The sequence below is a fragment of the Streptomyces sp. NPDC028314 genome (assembly GCF_055565795.1).
Genome location: NZ_JBVHTP010000012.1, coordinates 35,631 through 54,055 on the forward strand (window position 1 = coordinate 35,631; position 18,425 = coordinate 54,055).

General features: G+C 71.3%; 17 protein-coding genes. 8 read left to right on the forward strand and 9 right to left on the reverse strand.

All coding sequences use genetic code 11. The features are described 5' to 3' along the window. Positions 1-47: 47 nt before the first annotated feature. The gene (locus tag ACZ4TG_RS26160) at positions 48-425 is read right to left on the reverse strand and encodes a DUF192 domain-containing protein (protein WP_468166920.1); all 378 of its coding nucleotides are present in this window, start codon (positions 423-425) and stop codon (positions 48-50) included. 214 nt (positions 426-639) lie between these two features. On the opposite strand from ACZ4TG_RS26160, the gene ACZ4TG_RS26165 reads away from it, so the two are divergent. Continuing rightward, positions 640-1,554: a prepilin peptidase gene (locus tag ACZ4TG_RS26165; RefSeq protein ID WP_468166922.1), complete on the forward strand. Its 915-nt coding sequence runs from the start codon at positions 640-642 to the stop codon at positions 1,552-1,554. A gap of 131 nt (positions 1,555-1,685) precedes the next feature. Here the strand turns inward: ACZ4TG_RS26165 and mgrA are convergent, their stop codons facing one another. Next, positions 1,686-2,723 (reverse strand): L-glyceraldehyde 3-phosphate reductase, encoded by a 1,038-nt coding sequence (mgrA, locus tag ACZ4TG_RS26170; RefSeq protein WP_468166924.1) that lies wholly within the window; start codon positions 2,721-2,723, stop codon positions 1,686-1,688. Positions 2,724-2,851: 128 nt separating this feature from the next. Here mgrA and ACZ4TG_RS26175 point away from each other — a divergent pair, with 128 nt between their 5' ends. The 5 genes from ACZ4TG_RS26175 to ACZ4TG_RS26195 all read left to right on the forward strand — a co-directional run bounded on the left by ACZ4TG_RS26175 (position 2,852) and on the right by ACZ4TG_RS26195 (position 8,595). Beyond that, entirely contained in the window at positions 2,852-3,613 is a 762-nt protein-coding gene (locus ACZ4TG_RS26175; protein WP_468166926.1) for an isoprenyl transferase, read from the forward strand. 370 nt (positions 3,614-3,983) lie between these two features. Further along, complete coding sequence (locus ACZ4TG_RS26180; protein ID WP_468166928.1) at positions 3,984-5,300, forward strand: PhoH family protein; 1,317 nt, start codon at positions 3,984-3,986, stop codon at positions 5,298-5,300. Between the two features lie 413 nt (positions 5,301-5,713). Then, the gene (locus tag ACZ4TG_RS26185) at positions 5,714-6,433 is read left to right on the forward strand and encodes an aggregation-promoting factor C-terminal-like domain-containing protein (RefSeq protein ID WP_468166930.1); all 720 of its coding nucleotides are present in this window, start codon (positions 5,714-5,716) and stop codon (positions 6,431-6,433) included. Between the two features lie 115 nt (positions 6,434-6,548). Further along, entirely contained in the window at positions 6,549-7,907 is a 1,359-nt protein-coding gene (locus ACZ4TG_RS26190; RefSeq protein WP_468166932.1) for an AI-2E family transporter, read from the forward strand. Further along, positions 7,891-8,595 (forward strand): hypothetical protein, encoded by a 705-nt coding sequence (locus tag ACZ4TG_RS26195; RefSeq protein WP_468166934.1) that lies wholly within the window; start codon positions 7,891-7,893, stop codon positions 8,593-8,595. Before ACZ4TG_RS26190 ends, ACZ4TG_RS26195 begins: the two co-directional genes overlap by 17 nt. Positions 8,596-8,659: 64 nt before the next feature. Here the strand turns inward: ACZ4TG_RS26195 and ACZ4TG_RS26200 are convergent, their stop codons facing one another. Further along, positions 8,660-9,199 carry an alkyl hydroperoxide reductase gene (locus tag ACZ4TG_RS26200; protein ID WP_468166936.1) on the reverse strand — a complete coding sequence of 180 codons (540 nt, stop codon included), beginning with the start codon at positions 9,197-9,199 and terminating at the stop codon, positions 8,660-8,662. A gap of 3 nt (positions 9,200-9,202) precedes the next feature. After that, positions 9,203-9,757 (reverse strand): peroxiredoxin, encoded by a 555-nt coding sequence (locus ACZ4TG_RS26205; RefSeq protein WP_150518082.1) that lies wholly within the window; start codon positions 9,755-9,757, stop codon positions 9,203-9,205. Between the two features lie 135 nt (positions 9,758-9,892). Between ACZ4TG_RS26205 and ACZ4TG_RS26210 the strand changes: the two genes are divergently transcribed. After that, entirely contained in the window at positions 9,893-10,840 is a 948-nt protein-coding gene (locus tag ACZ4TG_RS26210) for a hydrogen peroxide-inducible genes activator (protein ID WP_468166938.1), read from the forward strand. Between the two features lie 43 nt (positions 10,841-10,883). On the opposite strand, the gene ACZ4TG_RS26215 is transcribed toward ACZ4TG_RS26210, so the two are convergent. The 5 genes from ACZ4TG_RS26215 to ACZ4TG_RS26235 all read right to left on the reverse strand — a co-directional run bounded on the left by ACZ4TG_RS26215 (position 10,884) and on the right by ACZ4TG_RS26235 (position 15,836). Continuing rightward, positions 10,884-13,250, reverse strand: a complete 2,367-nt coding sequence (locus tag ACZ4TG_RS26215) for an ABC transporter permease (RefSeq protein WP_468166940.1) — start codon at positions 13,248-13,250, stop codon at positions 10,884-10,886. Further along, entirely contained in the window at positions 13,247-13,936 is a 690-nt protein-coding gene (locus ACZ4TG_RS26220; protein WP_468166942.1) for an ABC transporter ATP-binding protein, read from the reverse strand. The genes ACZ4TG_RS26215 and ACZ4TG_RS26220 overlap by 4 nt, the downstream gene beginning before the upstream one ends. Further along, positions 13,933-14,457 carry a PadR family transcriptional regulator gene (locus ACZ4TG_RS26225; RefSeq protein ID WP_468166944.1) on the reverse strand — a complete coding sequence of 175 codons (525 nt, stop codon included), beginning with the start codon at positions 14,455-14,457 and terminating at the stop codon, positions 13,933-13,935. Before ACZ4TG_RS26225 ends, ACZ4TG_RS26220 begins: the two co-directional genes overlap by 4 nt. A gap of 120 nt (positions 14,458-14,577) precedes the next feature. Next, positions 14,578-14,763, reverse strand: a complete 186-nt coding sequence (locus ACZ4TG_RS26230; RefSeq protein ID WP_468167295.1) for a type II toxin-antitoxin system antitoxin — start codon at positions 14,761-14,763, stop codon at positions 14,578-14,580. 134 nt (positions 14,764-14,897) lie between these two features. Next, on the reverse strand, positions 14,898-15,836 hold the full coding sequence (locus tag ACZ4TG_RS26235) for an SPFH domain-containing protein (protein WP_468166946.1): 939 nt from the start codon (positions 15,834-15,836) through the stop codon (positions 14,898-14,900). A gap of 243 nt (positions 15,837-16,079) precedes the next feature. On the opposite strand from ACZ4TG_RS26235, the gene ACZ4TG_RS26240 reads away from it, so the two are divergent. Continuing rightward, positions 16,080-18,395 carry a transglycosylase domain-containing protein gene (locus ACZ4TG_RS26240; RefSeq protein WP_468166948.1) on the forward strand — a complete coding sequence of 772 codons (2,316 nt, stop codon included), beginning with the start codon at positions 16,080-16,082 and terminating at the stop codon, positions 18,393-18,395. Positions 18,396-18,425 lie beyond the last annotated feature (30 nt).

Consider the following 18,425-nt stretch of genomic DNA (forward strand, 5'->3'; position numbering starts at 1 on the left):
AACACCCAGCTCAACCGCCCCAACCTACCGTCGGAGCGCAGTGGAGCCTAGGCCCAGTCTCGCGGAACGGGCTCCACGTCCACCCGGGTGCCGACGCGCAGTCCCCACCCGGCCAGGGCGCCGGCCTCGGCCTCCAGGACGTGCCGGGAGCGCGGGCGCGGGAGGCCGAGCCGGCCGGGGCGCATGGTGGTGAGGGCGATGACGTCGAGGTTCCGGTCGAGGTACGCCACGTCGATCGCGAAGCGCATCCGGAACGTGTGCACGCTGCCCGCCGGGGTCAGCAGCAGGGCCCCCGGGATCCCGTCGCGCCCGAGCAGGCCCCGGGTGCGGGCCCGGTAGGAGGCGGCGATCTCCAGCGGGACCGCCGCGCCGCCCGGGCCGCCGATGCGGAGGACGGCTTCGCCGTCGTGCCAACGCCGCGCCATGCGGTGCCCCTTCCCCGGGTGTCGGGCGGCCAGCGTAGGCCCCCGCCGGGCGGCACGGGGACGGAACGGGGCCTGGGCGGGGGCCTGGACGGCGGCCGGAGCCGAGGCCGGAACTGAGCCCTGAACGGGGGCGGGCCGGTGACCGGGGCCGGGGGCGGGGTGAATGGGCCCCCGGGCCCATGTCCCTGGGGGTGGCCGGGCCTACGGTCGGCGGATGGGCCTGGTCGTGATCGTCCTTCTTGCCGCCGCGTACGGCGTGGCCGCCGGGCTGCTGCTGCCGCGCGCGGCGTACCGGCTGTCCGTGGAGCCGGGGGAGCCGTGGCGGGACTCCTGCCCCGAGGGGCACCCGCTGCCGGGCTGGCTGGGCCTCGCCCGCTGCCGGCTCCCCGCGGGGGCGCAACGGTCGGCCGCGCCGCCGCTGCCGTGGGCTCCGCCCCCGGACCGCCCCGCCTCGGACGCCGCCGGGGCCGAGAAGCCGGGCGCCGACGGGGCTGGCACGCCGGGATGCCCCGCCTCGGACGCCGCCGGGGCCGAGGCGCCGGGCCGCCGGGCCTCGGACTCCGGCGGGGCGGGGGCGCCGCACGGGTACGGCCCCCGGGTGGGGTGGGTCGTCGTGGTGAGCGGTGCGGTGTGCGCCGGGCTCGGGGTGGCCGTCGGGGGGCGGCCCGAGGTGGTGGCGTACGCGGGGCTCGCGCCCGTGCTCGTGCTGCTCGGGCTCGTCGACCTCGCGGTGCACCGGCTGCCCGACCGGCTGACCCTGCCGCTCGCGGCGGCCGCCGCCGGGCTGCTCGGGGGCGCCGCGCTGCTGCCCGGGGCCGCCGGGTCCTGGCGGCTCGCGCTGCTCGGCGGAGCCGCGCTCGGGGCCTCGTACCTGGTGCTGTTCCTGATCAACCCCGCCGGCATGGGATTCGGCGACGTCAAGCTGGCGCTGTCCCTCGGGGTCGCTCTTGGGTGGTACGGGTGGGGGGTATGGGTCGCCGGGGCGTTCCTGGGCTTCGTATACGGGGCCGTATACGGCCTGGGCCTTGTGCTGCGGGGCCGTGCGGGCCGTCGGACGGGGTTCCCGTTCGGCCCCTTCATGGCCGCCGGAGCCCTCACCGGAGTGCTGCTGGGCGGATTCGGAGCGTAATCGTTTCGCGGCAATGCACGCATCACGCTTTACGAAGGGTTATGGTGGAACCCCCCCCTCGGGCCGGTCCGTATCCCCCCCACGGACCGGCCCGTTTTTCGTTCTCCTTAGGTCCCACACATAAGCGCAGGTCAGCCGCGCTGGGCCCAGATGTTGGTGCCGGGGGTGGAGACGGCGAAGGAGTCGATCTCCTTCAACTCCTGCTCCGTCAGGGGGGCTCCGGCCAGTGCGGCCACGTTTTCCTCCAGCTGCTTCACGCTCGACGCGCCGATCAGGGCCGACGTCATCCGCTCGTCGCGGAGCACCCACTTCAGCGCCAGCTGGGCCAGCGACTGCCCGCGCCGCGCGGCGATCTCGTTCAGCCCCTTCAGCCGGCGGAGCACGTCGTCCGACAGCAGGTCCGGGTTGAGGGACTTGCCCTGGCTGGCCCGCGAGCCCTCCGGGATCCCCTTGAGGTACTTGCCGGTCAGCAGTCCCTGCGCGAGCGGTGCGAAGGAGATGCAGCCCATGCCGGCGTCCTCCAGGGTGTCCAGCAGCCCGTCCTCCTCCGTCCAGCGGTTGATCATGGAGTACGAGGGCTGGTGGATGAGCGGGCGGATGCCCATCTCGCGCAGGATCCGCGCCGCCTCGGCCGTCTGCTCGGCCGTGTAGGAGGACACGCCCACGTACAGCGCCTTGCCCTGCTGGACCGCGGACGCGAGGGCGCCCATGGTCTCCTCCAGCGGGGTCTCCGGGTCGAAGCGGTGCGAGTAGAAGATGTCGACGTAGTCGACGCCCATCCGCTTCAGCGAGGCGTCCAGCGAGCCGAGCAGGTACTTGCGGCTGCCCCATTCGCCGTACGGGCCGGGGTGCATGAAGTAGCCGGCCTTGGTGGACAGGACCAGCTCCTCGCGGTGGGGGGCGAAGTCCTGGGCGAAGATCTTCCCGAAGTTCAGCTCGGCCGAGCCGGGCGGCGGGCCGTAGTTGTTGGCCAGGTCGAAGTGGGTGACGCCGAGGTCGAAGGCGCGGCGGAGGATCGCCCGCTGGGACTCCAGCGCCTTGTCGTCGCCGAAGTTGTGCCAGAGGCCGAGGGAGATGGCGGGGAGCTTGAGGCCGCTGTGGCCGGTGCGCCGGTACTCCATGGAGTCGTAGCGCGAGGGCTCTGCCCGATAGGGATTGGTATCAGTCACGTTGTCCTCCCTATCACGGACTTGTGACCGACCGAGTTGGGTACCCGATCCCGCAGCCCAGTAATGTGGCGGACTCGGGGGAGGACCGCAATTCGCACGGGGGCATTGCACGGAGGGGCTGGAAGATCGTGAAGCTGCGCGACCTGGTGTACAGGCTCTACGCACGCCGGGTGGAAGGCCGCCTCGACCATGACGCGGCGCCCAAGCACATCGGCGTCATCCTGGACGGGAACAGGCGCTGGGCGAAGGCGTCCGGAGGTACGACGGAGCAGGGCCATCAGGCCGGGGCCGACAAGATCTCCGAGATGCTGGGCTGGTGCACCGAGACGGACGTCGAGGTCGTCACCCTGTGGATGCTCTCCACGGACAACCTCGACCGGCCGGAGGTCGAGCTCCGCCCGCTGCTCAACATCATCGAGAACACCGTACGGGGCCTCGCCGCGGACGGCCGCTGGCGCGTCCACCACGTCGGCAACCTCGACATCCTGCCCGCCCGGACCCAGTCGGTGCTCAAGGAGGCCGAGCAGGCCACGCACGACATCGACGGGATACTGGTCAACGTCGCGGTCGGCTACGGCGGCCGCCAGGAGATCGCCGACGCGGTCCGCTCCCTGCTGCTGGAGCACGCGGAGAAGGGCACCTCCTTCGAGGAGCTCGCCGAGGTCCTGGACATCGACCACATCGCCGAGCACCTCTACACGCGCGGCCAGCCCGACCCGGACCTGGTCATCCGCACCAGCGGCGAGCAGCGGCTGTCCGGATTCATGCTGTGGCAGAGCGCGCATTCGGAGTACTACTTCTGCGAGGTCTTCTGGCCGGCCTTCCGCAAGGTCGACTTCCTGCGCGCCCTGCGCGACTACGCGGCCCGCCACCGGCGGTACGGGACCTGATCCCGGGGGCGGCTGACGCCCCCTCGGAAGTCCGGCGCGCCCTGGCCCGTCCCGTCCGCCCCCTGTGTCCCTCTCTGCCCCCTTCTGTCCTCCGCGCAAGGCCTTCACCAGGGGTTCACCGAGCGTCCGTCATATGCCATGGCATGGGCGCGCCGGTTCGAGGGCATACCCCTAGCAGGTCGACGCCCGATCCACGGGTGTCGAGTCTCAGCGGACGGCATGGGGTCGTCCGCCCGGGAGGCCCTTTGCACCAGGACGCACGTGCGGTTCGCACGGACGGAGTGGAGGGCCGGGAATCGGCCCGCGCATGGGTGCCGATGACCGGTCCGGTCTTCATGGCCCGACCTCTTCCGAGGGGGTACGTCCTTCCGTGGTGACCAGCACAAAGCGCCGCCTGCCCGACAGGCGGACCTACGTCCTCGACACCAGCGTCCTGCTGGCAGACCCCAACGCGATCTCCCGCTTCGACGAGCACGAGGTCGTGCTCCCGATCGTGGTGATCACCGAGCTGGAGGCAAAGAGGCACCATCCCGAACTCGGCTACTTCGCGCGCCAGGCCCTGCGCCTGCTCGACGACTTCCGGGTCCGGTACGGACGTCTCGACGCCCCCATCCCGCTGGGCGATCTGGGTGGCACCCTGCGTGTCGAGCTCAACCACTCCGACCCGGGTGTCCTGCCCGCCGGCTTCCGACTGGGGGACAACGACTCGCGGATCCTCGCCGTCGCCCGCAATCTCCAGGCCGAGGGCTACGACGTCACGGTGGTCTCGAAGGATCTCCCGCTGCGCATCAAGGCCTCCTCCGTGGGGCTGCTCGCCGAGGAGTACCGGGCAGAGCTCGCCATCACCGACGCCGGATGGACGGGCATGAGCGAGCTCGCCCTGTCCGGGGAGCAGGTGGACCTGCTGTTCTCGGAGGAGCGGCTGTACGTACCGGAGGCCGCGGACATGCCCGTGCACACCGGACTGGTCCTCCAGTCCGAGCGGGGCAAGGCGCTGGGCCGCGTCACGGCCGACGGCAACGTGAAGCTCGTACGGGGCGACCGCGAGGCCTTCGGGCTGCACGGCCGCAGCGCCGAGCAGCGCATCGCCCTCGACCTGCTGCTCGACCCGGAGATCGGGATCATCTCGATGGGCGGCCGGGCCGGCACCGGAAAGTCGGCGCTCGCGCTGTGCGCGGGGCTCGAAGCGGTGCTGGAGCGGAGGCAGCATCAGAAGGTGATGGTCTTCCGGCCGCTGTACGCGGTGGGCGGCCAGGACCTCGGCTACCTGCCCGGGGACGCCTCCGAGAAGATGAGCCCCTGGGCGCAGGCGGTGTTCGACACCCTCTCGGCGGTGGCCGGGCGCGAGGTCATCGAGGAGGTGCTGAACCGGGGCATGCTGGAGGTCCTGCCGCTCACCCACATCCGCGGCCGTTCGCTGCACGACGCCTTCGTGATCGTGGACGAGGCGCAGTCGCTGGAGCGGAACGTCCTGCTGACCGTGCTGTCCCGGATCGGGGCCAACTCGCGGGTCGTGCTGACCCACGACGTCGCCCAGCGGGACAACCTGCGCGTGGGCCGGTACGACGGAGTGGTCGCCGTCGTTGAGAAGCTGAAGGGCCATCCGCTCTTCGCACACGTCACGCTGACCCGTTCCGAGCGTTCGCCGATCGCCGCGCTCGTCACGGAGATGCTGGAGACGCTGTAACCGCAAAGGGGACAGAACCCCCATAGCGGGAAGTTGAGTTGGCGCCGCCCGGCAAAGGCCCAGAAGCCTAGCCGGGCGGCGCTGTGCTGCACAGGCCTTTGTCGAAATCGATGGCGACATGCCAGGTGTGACCTTTCCCACGCAACGCAGAATTGCCCTCCGGCGTCGCGGTCCGGCAGAGTCTGGTTTCCGTCAGGCCCCGCATACGGCATACCTGTATCTCCAGTGAGGTACGCGCAGCACCACAACTCCACAGTCGTTCGCCGTATGCCGCCCGAGTTTCACGCGGCAGCCCCCGCAAGGGAGTTGCCCACGGGCCCGTGCCTCCAGTGACCGCAGCTCCGTGGAGGCCAGTGTCGAGGGGCACTTTTGCGCCCGCGCGGTCACTGCGGACGCTGCTGGAAGGACACCGTGTGAGCCGGATCTCGGTCCGGGGGTTCGCAGTGGCTTCGGCCACCGCGGTCACCACCGTCGGCGCAGTCGTAGGCGTTGCCACCGGCGACGCCACCTCGAACGATCTCGAGACCACCGCGTCGGGTGCGACTCTCCTCACTGACATTCCGGTCGGCGAGCAGGCTCAGGTCCAGAGCGCGTCCCTGACGCAGCAGGCCGACTCCATCGCCCACGCGGCCGACGCCGACGCCAAGCGCTCGGCCGAGGAGGCGGCCCGTATCCAGGCCGCCGAGACCGCCAAGTCGAAGAAGACCGAGGCCGAGGCCGCGGAGGCCAAGAAGAAGGCCGACGCCGAGGCCAAGGCGAAGAAGGAGCACGAGGAGCAGGAGCAGGTCGCCAGCCGCTCCGCGTCCCGTGACGCCGGCGACTTCGAGGTCCAGGGCTCCTACACGGTCGCCCAGGTCAAGGCGATCGCCCAGCAGATGGTCCCGTCGGGCCAGTTCCAGTGCTTCTCCAACATCATCAACCAGGAATCCACCTGGAACTACAAGGCCGTGAACTCGTCCTCGGGCGCCTACGGTCTGGTCCAGGCGCTGCCCGGTTCGAAGATGGCCTCGGCCGGTTCCGACTGGCGCACCAACCCGGCCACGCAGATCAAGTGGGGCCTGGGCTACATGAACGAGCGGTACGGCAGCCCGTGCTCGGCCTGGAGCTTCCACCAGGCCAACGGCTGGTACTGAGGCCACGGCCGTACGCAGGCGCACAACCTCCAGGAGCCCCGCACCGTCAAACGGTGCGGGGCTCCTCGCGTGTACGGTCTTCGAGGTGTGTCCACGGGCGGGGGAAGGGAACGACATGGCGAAGAGGGCGGGCTGGCTCGGGCGGCTGGGGAGAAAGCTCAGTCAGGTCGAGGCACGCCTCGACGAACGGCGGGCCGAGGTCGAGGCGGAGACCGCCGACGACCGCCCCGTGCCCGTCGTCGCCGCCCCGGCGCCGCTCCCCGCGGCGGCGGTCGAGACGCACGGCTCCGAGGGCCCCGGCCCGCGCGGGCGGCCCGATCCCGTGACCGTGATCCCGTGGGGCGTGCGGGTCGCCGCCGAGGCCAGCTGGCGGCTGCTGCTGCTCGCCGGGATGCTCTGGGTGCTGATGAAGGTGATCAGCGAAGTCCGCCTCGTCGTCCTCGCCTTCGCCGCGGCTCTGCTCGTCACCGCCCTGCTCCAGCCCTTCGTCGTCCGGCTGCGCCGGCTCGGGCTGCCGCGCGGGCTGGCGACCGCCGTGACCGCGATCCTGGGCTTCGTCGTCATCGGACTGGTCGGCTGGTTCGTGGTCTGGCAGGTCATGGAGAACCTCGACGACCTCTCCGACCGGGTCCGCGAGGGCATCAACGAGGCGAAGGCCTGGGCGCTGGACAGCCCGTTCCACGTGACCGAGAAGCAGATCAACGACATCGCGAAGAACCTCAGCGAGACCATCGGCACCAACACCGAGGAGATCACCTCCGCCGGTCTCCAGGGCGTCACGGTGCTCGTCGAGGTGATGACGGGCATCCTGCTCGCGATGTTCTCGACGCTCTTCCTGCTCTACGACGGCAAGCGCATCTGGACGTGGGTGCTCGGCCTGGTCCCCTCCGCCGCCCGCCCCGGTGTCGCGGGCGCCGGTCCGCGCGCCTGGCGCACGCTCACCGCCTACGTGCGCGGCACGGTCCTCGTCGCGCTCATCGACGCCGTCTTCATCGGCCTCGGGCTGTACTTCCTCGACGTGACGATGGCGGTGCCGCTCGCCGTCTTCATCTTCCTGTTCGCCTTCATCCCGCTCGTCGGCGCCGTGATCTCCGGGGCCCTCGCGGTGGTCGTGGCCCTGGTGACCCAGGGGCCGTTCATCGCGCTGATGGTCCTCGCGGTGGTGCTGGCGGTGCAGCAGATCGAGGGCCACGTGCTCCAGCCCTTCATCCTGGGCCGGGCCGTACGGGTGCACCCGCTCGCGGTGGTGCTCTCGGTGGCCGCCGGCGGGATGATCGCAGGCATCGGCGGGGCCGTGGTCGCCGTTCCGCTGGTCGCGGTCACCAACACGGTGGTGGTCTACCTCAGGGCGTACTCGCGCGACCGGTCGCGCCCCGGAGCCGCTCCGGTCGGACCCGCGCCGCACGGGGCCACCGCCGTGGAGCTGTCGCCGCAGTCGCCGGTGGAGAGGGCAGCGGATGATCAGCGAGCCTGAACTGGTCGGCGACTGGGACCCGGAAGGGCCGGCCGGGGCGGTCGGGCCTGAGCCGGAGCGGGCTCCCGGGCAGGCTCCCGGGCGCTTACGGGGGGCCCGTGCGCCGTGGCTGTGGGCGCTCGGCGGGGCAGTGCTGGCCTCGGCGCTGTGGGCCGGGACCCTGGCCGTGCAGGACCGTTTCGCCGGTGCCGCGCCGAGCATCGCGTACCGGTACGCCGAGAACGTGTGCCAGGAGGCCGCCCTGAAGGGGCTCCGCGGGGTCACCGGCACGGACTTCGAGGGGCTGGGGCCGAGCTACGGCGCGAGCCCGGCGCTGGACTGGTCGTACTGCCGGCAGTCCGCGGAGTACGTGGAGGGCCGGACCTGGTACGGGGCCCAGGTGCTGGTCGAGCTGCACAAGAAGGCCGACCCCCGGCCGGAGTTCGCCGCCGGGCCCGGCCTCGCACCCGACCAGAAGGCGAAGTTCTTCGAGGTGGAGGCGGTCCCCGGACTCGGTGAGCAGGCGCTGCTCAGACATCAGATCGGGACCAGCGCCCAGCTGACGGTGCTGGACGGCGGCGCCGTCTTCACGCTCACGGTGGACTGGCACGCGGAGGGGGCGGCGGAAGCGGACGAGAACGCGATCCACGCGGCGATGATCGAGGACATGCGGGCGCTGATGGCCAAGCTGCGCGAGGGGCGCGGGTGAACGGCAGGGGCCCCCGCGGCCGGTGACGGCTGCGGGGGCCCCTGGTCCGTACGACGGACCGGTGTTACTCGGCGGCGAGCGCCGCTTCGGCGTCGAGGGTGACCGCGACGGCCTGGATCACCGAGGCGATCTTGAAGGCCTCCTGGATCGTCTCGCGGTCGACACCGGCCTTGCGCAGCACCTGCTCGTGCGAGTCGAGGCACTGGCCGCAGCCGTTGATCGCGGAGACCGCGAGCGACCACAGCTCGAAGTCGACCTTCTCCACGCCCGGGTTGCCGATGACGTTCATCCGCAGGCCGGCGCGCAGGGTGCCGTACTCCGGGTCCGACAGCAGGTGACGGGTGCGGTAGAAGACGTTGTTCATCCCCATGACCGCGGCGGCGGACTTGGCGGCGGTGTACGCCTCCGGCGACAGGGCCGCCTTCGCCTCGGGCTCCAGCTCACGCAGGACGCGCGGGGAGCGGGCGGCGATCGCGCAGGACAGGACCGTGCCCCACAGCTGCTGCTGCGAGAGCTTGTCCTGGTTGCCGATGACCGAACCGAGGTTCAGCTTCAGGTCCTTGGCGAAGTCCGGTATGGCGGACTTGAGGGAGTCGAGGGACATCCGTCACTCACCGGCCAGCAGCGAGCCGGCGTCCAGGGTGCCCTCGCCCTTGTTCCAGTTGCAGGGGCACAGCTCGTCGGTCTGCAGGGCGTCGAGGACCCGCAGGACCTCCTTGGGGTTACGGCCCACGGAACCGGCGGTCACCATCGTGAACTGGATCTCGTTGTTCTGGTCGACGATGAAGACGGCGCGCTGCGCGAAGCCGTCCTCGCCCTGCACGCCACAGGCCTGCATGAGCTCGTGCTTGGAGTCGGCCAGCATCGGGAAGGGCAGGTCACGCAGGTCGGCGTGGTCCTTGCGCCAGGCGTGGTGGACGAACTCGGAGTCGCCGGAGACGCCGAGGACCTGGGCGTCGCGGTCCTGGAACTCCTCGTTCAGCTTGCCGAAGGCGGCGATCTCGGTCGGGCAGACGAAGGTGAAGTCCTTCGGCCAGAAGAACACCACGCGCCACTTGCCCTCGTAGGTCTTGTGGTCGATCTGGGCGAACTCGCTGCCGGCTTCGAGCGAGACGCAGGCGGTCAGATCGTAGGTGGGGAACTTGTCACCGACAGTGAGCACGTGCTCTCCTTGCGGACAGGAAAGTGACCCTTTTGGGGGCTTTCCACGGGGGTTGGACGGATCTCATATGCTGGCACAGCTGCATTGATTAAAGAAATAGCTACTCTAGTGACTGGTGATCGGAGGTGCCTATCAGTGGCTGTCGGTAATAGAGGACTCAAGCAGGCGACGCTCGCGCAGCTGCGCGCCTTCGCGGCCGTCGCGGAGCACCTGCACTTCCGGGACGCCGCCGCGGCGATCGGCATGAGCCAGCCGGCGCTGTCGGGGGCCGTCTCCGCGCTGGAGGAGGCCCTGGGTGTGCAGCTGCTGGAGCGCACCACCCGCAAGGTGCTGCTCTCCCCGGCGGGCGAGCGGATCGCCGTGCGGGCGCGGGCCGTGCTCGACGCCATGGGCGGCCTGCTGGAGGAGGCCGAGGCGGTGCGGGCCCCCTTCACCGGGGTCCTGCGGCTCGGCGTGATCCCCACGGTGGCCCCGTACCTGCTGCCGACCGTCCTCGGGCTGTTCCACCGGCGCTACCCCCGGATGGACCTCCAGGTGCACGAGGAGCAGACGGCCTCGCTCCTGGAGGGGCTGGCCGGCGGCCGGCTCGACCTGCTGCTGCTCGCGGTCCCGCTGGGCATGCCCGGGGTCTGTGAACTGCCGCTCTTCGACGAGGACTTCGTCCTCCTGGCGCCTCGCGAACACCCGCTGGCCGGCCGCAAGGACATCCCGCGCGAGGAACTGCGCGGACTCCAGCTGCTGTTGCTCGACGAAGGCCACTGCCTGCGGGACCAGGCCCTGGACATCTGCCGGGAGGCGGGGCGCACGGCCGGGGCGGACGTCACCACGACCGCCGCCGGACTGTCCACGCTCGTACAACTGGTCGCGGGGGGACTGGGGGTGACCCTGTTGCCGCGCACCGCGCTGCGGCTGGAGACCACCCGCAACGAGTACCTGGCCACCGGGTACTTCGCCGAGCCCGCGCCCTCCCGGCGGATCGCCCTGGCCATGCGCACGGGCACCGCCCGCCAGGAGGAGTTCCGGGCGATCGCGGCCTCGCTGCGCGAAGCCGTACGCCCGCTCCCGGTATGGCCCACCGACTAGGCCGTCTCCGGTAACGGGCGTACGTCTTGCGGCGGCGCGGGAGTCACTCCGTACGCAGGCCTTCCGGGCGCATCATGCGCAGCAGCGGCGGCAGGCTGAGCAGGGTCACCAGGACGACCACGCCCGCCCCGACGCCCGACATCGCCAGCACCGGGCCCCAGTCCACGCGGAGCGGCATGCTCGCCATCCGCAGCAGCACCAGGCCGAGGGCCAGGCCCATCACGACCGCCAGGGCCATGGCCAGCGCGACCGGCAACGCCGTCTGCCACAGCACCGACAGGCACAGCGTGGAGCGCCGGGTGCCGCAGGCGACCAGGGCGGACAGCAGCCTGGCGCGCTCGCGCAGCTGCTCCAGCTGCGCGACCAGCAGGCTGATCCCGATCAGTACGAGCACCAGCGCCGCGCCGATGAACAGCCCGGCCCGGATCGCGCCGTACTGGGGGGCCAGCCGCGTGGCCGTCAGCACGGCCGCGTTGGAGGTGGGGTCCCACCTGAAGGCCACGGTCCGGACGGCCTCGACGGCTTCCGGCACCGAGGGGTCGAGCTGCACCAGGACGGTCTCCCACCCGGCGCCGCCCAGGTTCTGCGGAGCGGCGGACGGGGTGACCAGCACCCCCGTGCGCACCTCGCCCTTGGGGTCCACGCGGCTGGGCACGGTCCGGGAGCCCGCGGGGAAGGTCCACTCCACGGGGGCGGGGTCGAACTCGTAGCCCATCACCCCGCCGGCGAAGAGCTTCTGCCCGGGTCTGGCGGTGACCTCGGGCTGCTCTCCCGCGTACCCGTCCGGGGTGATGCCCGTGAGCGCGAAGGCGTCGCCCTCCGCGCAGGATTCCAGCACGGCGACTTCGCGCAGGGCCTCACAGGTCCCCACGGTGACGCGGATGACGTTGTCCTGCGCGGGCACCGAGGGGGCGGCGGTGAGGTTGGTCAGCGCGGTGGTGGCGGTGACGCCCCTGGCCTTGGCCAGCTGCGTGCCCAGGTCCTGGAGCGCCCCGGTGCCGGATCGCCGGGGGTGCACCGACATGGTGGCCCGGCCGGGGTCCTGGCCGGTGTCCGCGGTGTAGCCCGCCTCACTGGCCGCGAAGAGCAGTTGCAGGGCGATGGCCCCGGCGACCGCGACCGCGATGCCGTTGACCAGCCGCGCGGCCGCGCCGCTGCCGAGCTGGAGGCGGCGGACGGCCAGCTGCCAGGAGACCGGGCCGCCGGAGATCCGGCCGACCACGCGCTCCAGCAGCCAGGGCAGCAGGGCGGTGACGCCGACGAGCAGCAGGACGACTCCGCCGCTGACCTGCGCCTGGTCGAAGCTGCCGCCGCGCTCGCCCAGCACGTCCTCGCGGCCGATCATCGGCGCGAGCAGGCCGATCCCGCCGAGGGGCAGCAGCAGCCGCCACCAGACGCGCCGTCTGACGGGCTCGGCCGTCCGTACGATGCCCAGCGGCTCGATGACCACCCCGCGCAGGGTGACCAGGGTGACGGCCACGGCGGCCGTGAGCACGGCGAGTGCGACGAGCGCCGCGAGCCACCAGGTGGGGTCGAGGTCGCCGGGGAAGACGCTGCGGTCGGAGAGGGCGACGCTGCCGACGAGACGGCGGGAGACGAGGAAGAAGCAGGTGCCCAGCGCGAGCCCGACGAGGGCGCCGGCCAGTGCCTCGCCGGCCGCGATCCGGCGGACCATCCGGGCATCGGCGCCGACCAGGCGCAGTGCGGCGAGCCGGCGGTCGCGGCGGTCGCCGCCGAAGCGGACCGCCGCGGCGATGAACACGCCCACGGGCATGAGCAGGGCCACGAAGGTGAGGACGACCAGCAGGGCCAGCACCGGGTCGAGTTCCTCGGGCCGGGCGTCGGAGCCGAAGGCGTTGGCGCGCTGTACGCCGTCCAGCTGGTCCGCGGACTTCCGGAGCCGGTCGTCGCCGAGGTAGAAGAGCAGTTCGCCCGGGCCGACGAGGCCGGCGTCGCCGATCAGTTCGGTGACGGGGCCGGACAGGCGCTCTCGCAGCAGCCGGCCCTCCCCGGACTTCAGCAGGGCGTCGAGGGCGGGGGAGACGGCCAGTTCGCCGGGGCCGGGGAAGTTCTCCAAGCCCGGCGGCAGCGGCGCGTCGGGGCCCTCGGGCCTGATGACGACGCCGCCGATCTCCTTCCCCTGGTAGTCCTGCCTGGCCGTCGTGAGGAGCACGGTGTCGCGGCCGGCCGTCTTGCCGGGCGCGCTCACGCCCTGGCGTGCTTCGCCGCGCTCCTGGCGGGCGGTCAGCGCGCTCGGCAGGGCCGTGGTGACCAGCAGCAGGGCCACTCCGAGGCCGACGCCGACTCCCGTGAACAGGGTGCGGATCCAGGCCTCCCGGCCGCCGCCGAAGGCGAAGCGGACGCCCATGGCCAGGTCCCGGACCCACACCCGGGGCGCGCTCCGGCTCATATGACGTGCTCCATGTCGCGGGTCTTGCCGTCCCGTACGACGATCTCGCGGTCGGAGTAGGCGGCGACCCGGGTCTCGTGCGTGACCAGGACGACGGCGGCGTTGGCCGCGCGCGCGGCCTCGCTGAGCAGCTTCATCACCAGCTCGCCGTTGAGGGAGTCGAGGGCGCCGGTGGGCTCGTCGGCGAAGACCACGCGGGGTCCGGTGACCAGGGCGCGGGCGACGGCGGTGCGCTGGCCCTGGCCGCCGGAGACCTCGCCGGGCCGCTGGGCGGCGATGTGGTCCACCTCCAGCTGGGTCATCCAGCGCAGGGCGGCGGCCTCGGCCTCCTTGCGCCTGACGCCGTTCAGGCGCAGCGGGAGGGCGACGTTCTCCAGGCAGGTCAGCTCCGGTACGAGCTGGCCGAACTGGAAGACGAAGCCGAACTCGCTGCGGCGCAGGGCGCTGCGCCGGGCGTCGCTCATGCCGGTGATCTCGCGGCCGGCGTACGTGATGGTGCCGGAGTCCGGCCGGACGATCCCGGCGAGGCAGTGGAGCAGGGTGGACTTGCCCGACCCGGAAGGCCCCATGACGGCCACGATCTCGCCGGGGTGGATGGAGAACCCGGCGTCGTCGAGGGCCAGGGTGGTTCCGTACGTCTTGCGGAGTTCGCCGGCGGCGAGCAGGGATCCGGGCGGGATCCTCATCGGCATATCTCCTGACCGAGCTGGTCGAGGCGGGCGGCCGTGAGTTCGAGCCAGCGCAGGTCCGCTTCGAGGTGGAACAGGGCGTGGTCGCACACCAGCTGGTCGGCGAGGTCACCCTTGCGCTTGCGGGTGGTCAGGGCGCGCATGAGGCGCAGGTGCTCGGAGCGCTGGCCGTCCAGCAGCTCCCCGGCGTCGCGGCCCGTGAGCAGGGCCAGCACGACCTTGGTGTAGAGGGTGGACTGGAGGTACGGCTCGGGCTTCTCGGGCTGTGCGAGCCAGGCCTCGACGTCGGTGATCCCGGCGTCGGTGATGGCGTACCGCTTGCGGTCGGGACCGTCGCCGCTCTCGATGCCCTCGACCTCCACGAGGCCGTTCTTCAGGAGGCGGGACATGGTCGAGTAGACCTGCCCGTAGGCGAGGGGGCGGTCGTGGCCGAACTTCTCGTCGAAGGCGCGCTTGAGGTCGTAGCCGTGCCGCGGGCCGGCCTCTAGGAGGCCCAGAAGGGTGTGACCGATGGACATGTCAAGGACTATACACAGGGTGTATACGCGCGGTGTATACACCCTGTGCAGAGGTCTTCGGCGGCCCCGGCGGCCCCGGCAGCCCCGCGGCCACGGCGGCCCCGGTCCTCGGGATCCGTCTCAGGAATCCGAGGAGGTACGGGGACGGCCGCGCGGCGGGATCGGCGCGGCCCCGCCCGGCAGCCGGCCGGACTCGGCCAGGGCCCGCCGGAGCAGGAACTCGATCTGCGCGTTCGCGCTGCGCAGCTCCTCGCCGGCCCAGCGCGCGAGGGCGTCGTACACCTGCGGGTCCAGCCGCAGCAGCACCTGCTTGCGCGCCTGCCGGGCGGCCCGTGCGGCCCGCTCGGGCTCCCGGGCGGGCTGGGCGGGCTGGGCGGCGCCTCCCCGGCTCCCCGGCTCCGGGCCGGGCCCGGAGCCGGGCTGAGTACCGCGGGCGGGGCTCACTGGTAGAGGGTGCCCGTGTTGATGACGGGCTGGGCCGCCCGGTCGCCGCAGAGCACCACCATCAGGTTCGAGACCATGGAGGCCTTCCGCTCCGGGTCCAGGTCCACGATCTCCTCCTCCGCCAGGCGGGTCAGGGCGAGTTCCACCATGCCGACCGCGCCCTCGACGATCTGCTTGCGGGCCGCCACGACAGCACCCGCCTGCTGGCGCTGGAGCATCGCGGAGGCGATCTCCGGAGCGTACGCGAGATGCGTGAAGCGGGACTCGATGATGTGCACGCCGGCCGCCTCGACCCGGGTCGCCAGCTCGACCGCCAGCTTCTCGGTGATCTCCTCGGCGTTGCCGCGCAGCGACAGCCCGCCCTCATCGTGGGAGTCGTAGGGGTACTCGATGGCGATGTGCCGGACCGCCGCCTCGGTCTGCGTCTCGACGAACTCGGTGAAGTCCTCGACCTCGAAGACCGCGCGGGCCGTGTCCTCCACCCGCCAGACCACGACCGCCGCCAGCTCGATCGGGTTGCCGTACGCGTCGTTGACCTTCAGGACGGCGGTCTCGTGGTTGCGGACCCGGGTGGAGATCCGCTCGCGGGAGGTCAGCGGGTTCACCCAGCGCAGCCCGTCGGTGCGGATGGTCCCGCGGTAGCGGCCGAAGAGCTGGACCACCCGGGCCTGGCCGGGGGCCACCGTGTTCAGCCCGCTCATTGCGAAGATCGAGGCGATGAACAGCACCACCCCGAGCGTGATCAGCGAGGCCTTCACCGCCACGGCCGCGGCCAGTGCGCCCACCACGACCAGGCCCGCTCCGGCGAGCACTCCCACCAGCCCGAGCAGCAGGGCCAGCCCGCCGCCGACGCTGTGCGCCGCGAACTCCCGTACCGGGACCGCCGGTTCCCCCGACGCGCCGGCCGTGCCGCGTACCGCTGATGCGCTGCTCATGTTCTGCCCCCGTTTGCCATGGAGTGTCCGGTGCCGATCGACCGGAACGCCTAGCAAAGTGATATCACTTTTTGCGTACACCGCAACCCTTCCGGTCTTATGGGCGTCGGTTCCAATGGTGTGGGTGCTGATTCTCACGTCCGAATTGACCGGTATTGATCAGGATTAGTCGACCTTTGTCACAGCCTGCGGTGTTAGTTTTCTGAGCTGACGTCGGGGGGGTAATCGAGCGGAGCGGGAGCGATGGGCCGAGCAGAAGCGCGACGGGCGCAGCAGCAGCGCGGTGCGCGGAAAGCGCCGAGCGGGCGCTCCAACGGGCGCGCGGGAAAGCCGGGCGGCAAGCCGGGCGGCAAACCGTCCGGCATACGACGCTTCTTCACCTGGAAGAAGATCCTCGGAGCCTTCTTCGGGATGATCCTGCTCGGGATGGCCGCACTGGCCGTCCTCTACTACCTGGTCGACCCGCCCACCGACCCCAACAAGGACGCGGTACTCCAGAGCAACACCTTCGAGTACTCCGACGGCTCGATCATGGCGCGTCAGGGCCAGACGAACCGCGAGATCGTCGCGATCGACAAGATCCCGCCCCAGGTGCGCACCGCGTTCATCGCGATCGAGAACAAGTCCTTCTACAAGGACAGCGGCATCGACCTGATGGGCGTGGCCCGCGGCCTGTTCAACACGGTGACCGGCAAGGGCAAGGCCGGTGGTTCGACGATCACCCAGCAGTACGTCAAGAACTACTACCTGACCCAGGACCAGTCGGCGACGCGCAAGGCCCGGGAGCTGATCATCTCCCTCAAGGTCGACCGCAGCATGAAGAAGGACGAGATCCTCGCCGGCTACCTGAACACCAACTTCTACGGCCGCAGCGCGTACGGCATCCAGGCCGCCGCCCAGGCCTACTACGGCGTCGACGTCGACAAGCTGACCCTGGAGCAGGCCGCGTACCTCGCGGCCGTCATCCAGGCCCCCAGCCAGTACGACTGGGCGACCGCGGGCCCCAACGGCAAGCGGCTGGTCATGATCCGCTTCAACGCCGTCCTCGACAACATGGTCGAGATGGGCGAGCTCGACGCGGCCAAGCGCAAGGAGATCAAGTTCCAGGAGCCCATCAAGCCCAAGCCCGCCCCGGGCCTGGACGGCCAGAAGGGCTACTTCGTCGAGGCCGCGAAGAAGGAGCTGAACAAGCAGGGCATCAGCGACGCCGACATCACGGCGGGCGGCTGGACGATCCGGCTGAACATCGACAAGAAGAAGCAGGAAGCGCTGGAGAAGGCGGTCAACGACGAGCTGGAGTCCAAGCTCGACCGCAAGGACACCAAGAACCGGCCCCAGGACCAGAGCGTCCAGGCCGGAGCCACCTCGGTGGACGCCAAGACCGGCGCGATCGTGGCGATGTACGGCGGCACGAGCCTGAGCGAGAAGTACCAGAGCAACGCCCTGCGCACCGACTACCAGCCCGGCTCGACCTTCAAGCCGATCGTGCTGGCCACCGCGCTGGAGACCGGGGCGTCGACCCGGGACGGCAAGAAGATCACGCCGAACAGCCTCTACGACGGCACCAGCCGGCGGCCCGTGGTCGGCAGTGACATCCCCTTCGCCCCGCAGAACCAGGACGACAGGACGTACGGCGAGCCGGGCAACCCGATGATCACGGTCCAGGAGGCCACCAACGCCTCCGTGAACTCGGTCTACGCCCAGATGATCGTGGACACCAAGCCGGCCGCCGTGAAGAAGCAGGCCCTGGCCCTCGGCATGGTCGACCGCGAGGGCTGGCCCGAGGACAAGCCGGCCATGTCGCTCGGCACCATGAGCGCCAACACCGTGGAGATGGCCGGGGTCTACGCGACCCTCGGCAACCACGGCAAGAAGATCACGCCGTCGATCGTCAAGTCGGCCGAGCACAAGGACTCCGACTTCAAGCCGGCCAGCCCCATCGGCAGCCAGGTCCTCAGCCGCACGACCGCCGACACCGTCACCAAGGTGCTCACCGGCGTGGTCGAGGACGGCTCGGGCCAGGCCGTGAAGAGCTCCGCCTACGAGGCGGCCGGCAAGACCGGCACCACCGAGTCCAACGTCGCCGCCTGGTTCACCGGGTACACCCCGGAGCTCGTCACCGTCGTCGCGATGTTCGGCGAGGAACCCGGCAGCCACAGCCAGGTCACCCTGACCGGCACCGCCGGCGGTGGCCGCGCGGGCGGCTCCAGCTTCCCCGCGCAGATCTGGAAGGCGTACACGCTGGCCGCGCTCAAGGGCGTGAAGACGGGCGAGTTCGACGTCTCGGACGCGGAGATGGGCCCGACCCAGGCTCCGAGCCGCAGCAGCTCGCCGTCCTCCACCCCGAGCAAGTCCTCCAGCGCGCCGGCCTCCCCCAGCCGGACGCCGGTCTCCCCGGACCCGACCGGCAGCTCGCACAAGCCGGATCCGACGAAGAGCTCGCCGAAGCCGCCGGACACCTCTGGCGGCCCGTCGGGCCCGACGAAGACCCCGGACCCGACGAAGTCGTTCATCCTCCCGAGGCCGAACCCGCCGCAGCAACAGCAGCAGCAGCCGTAGGAACCGGCCCCGCACGGGCCACGTAAAGGA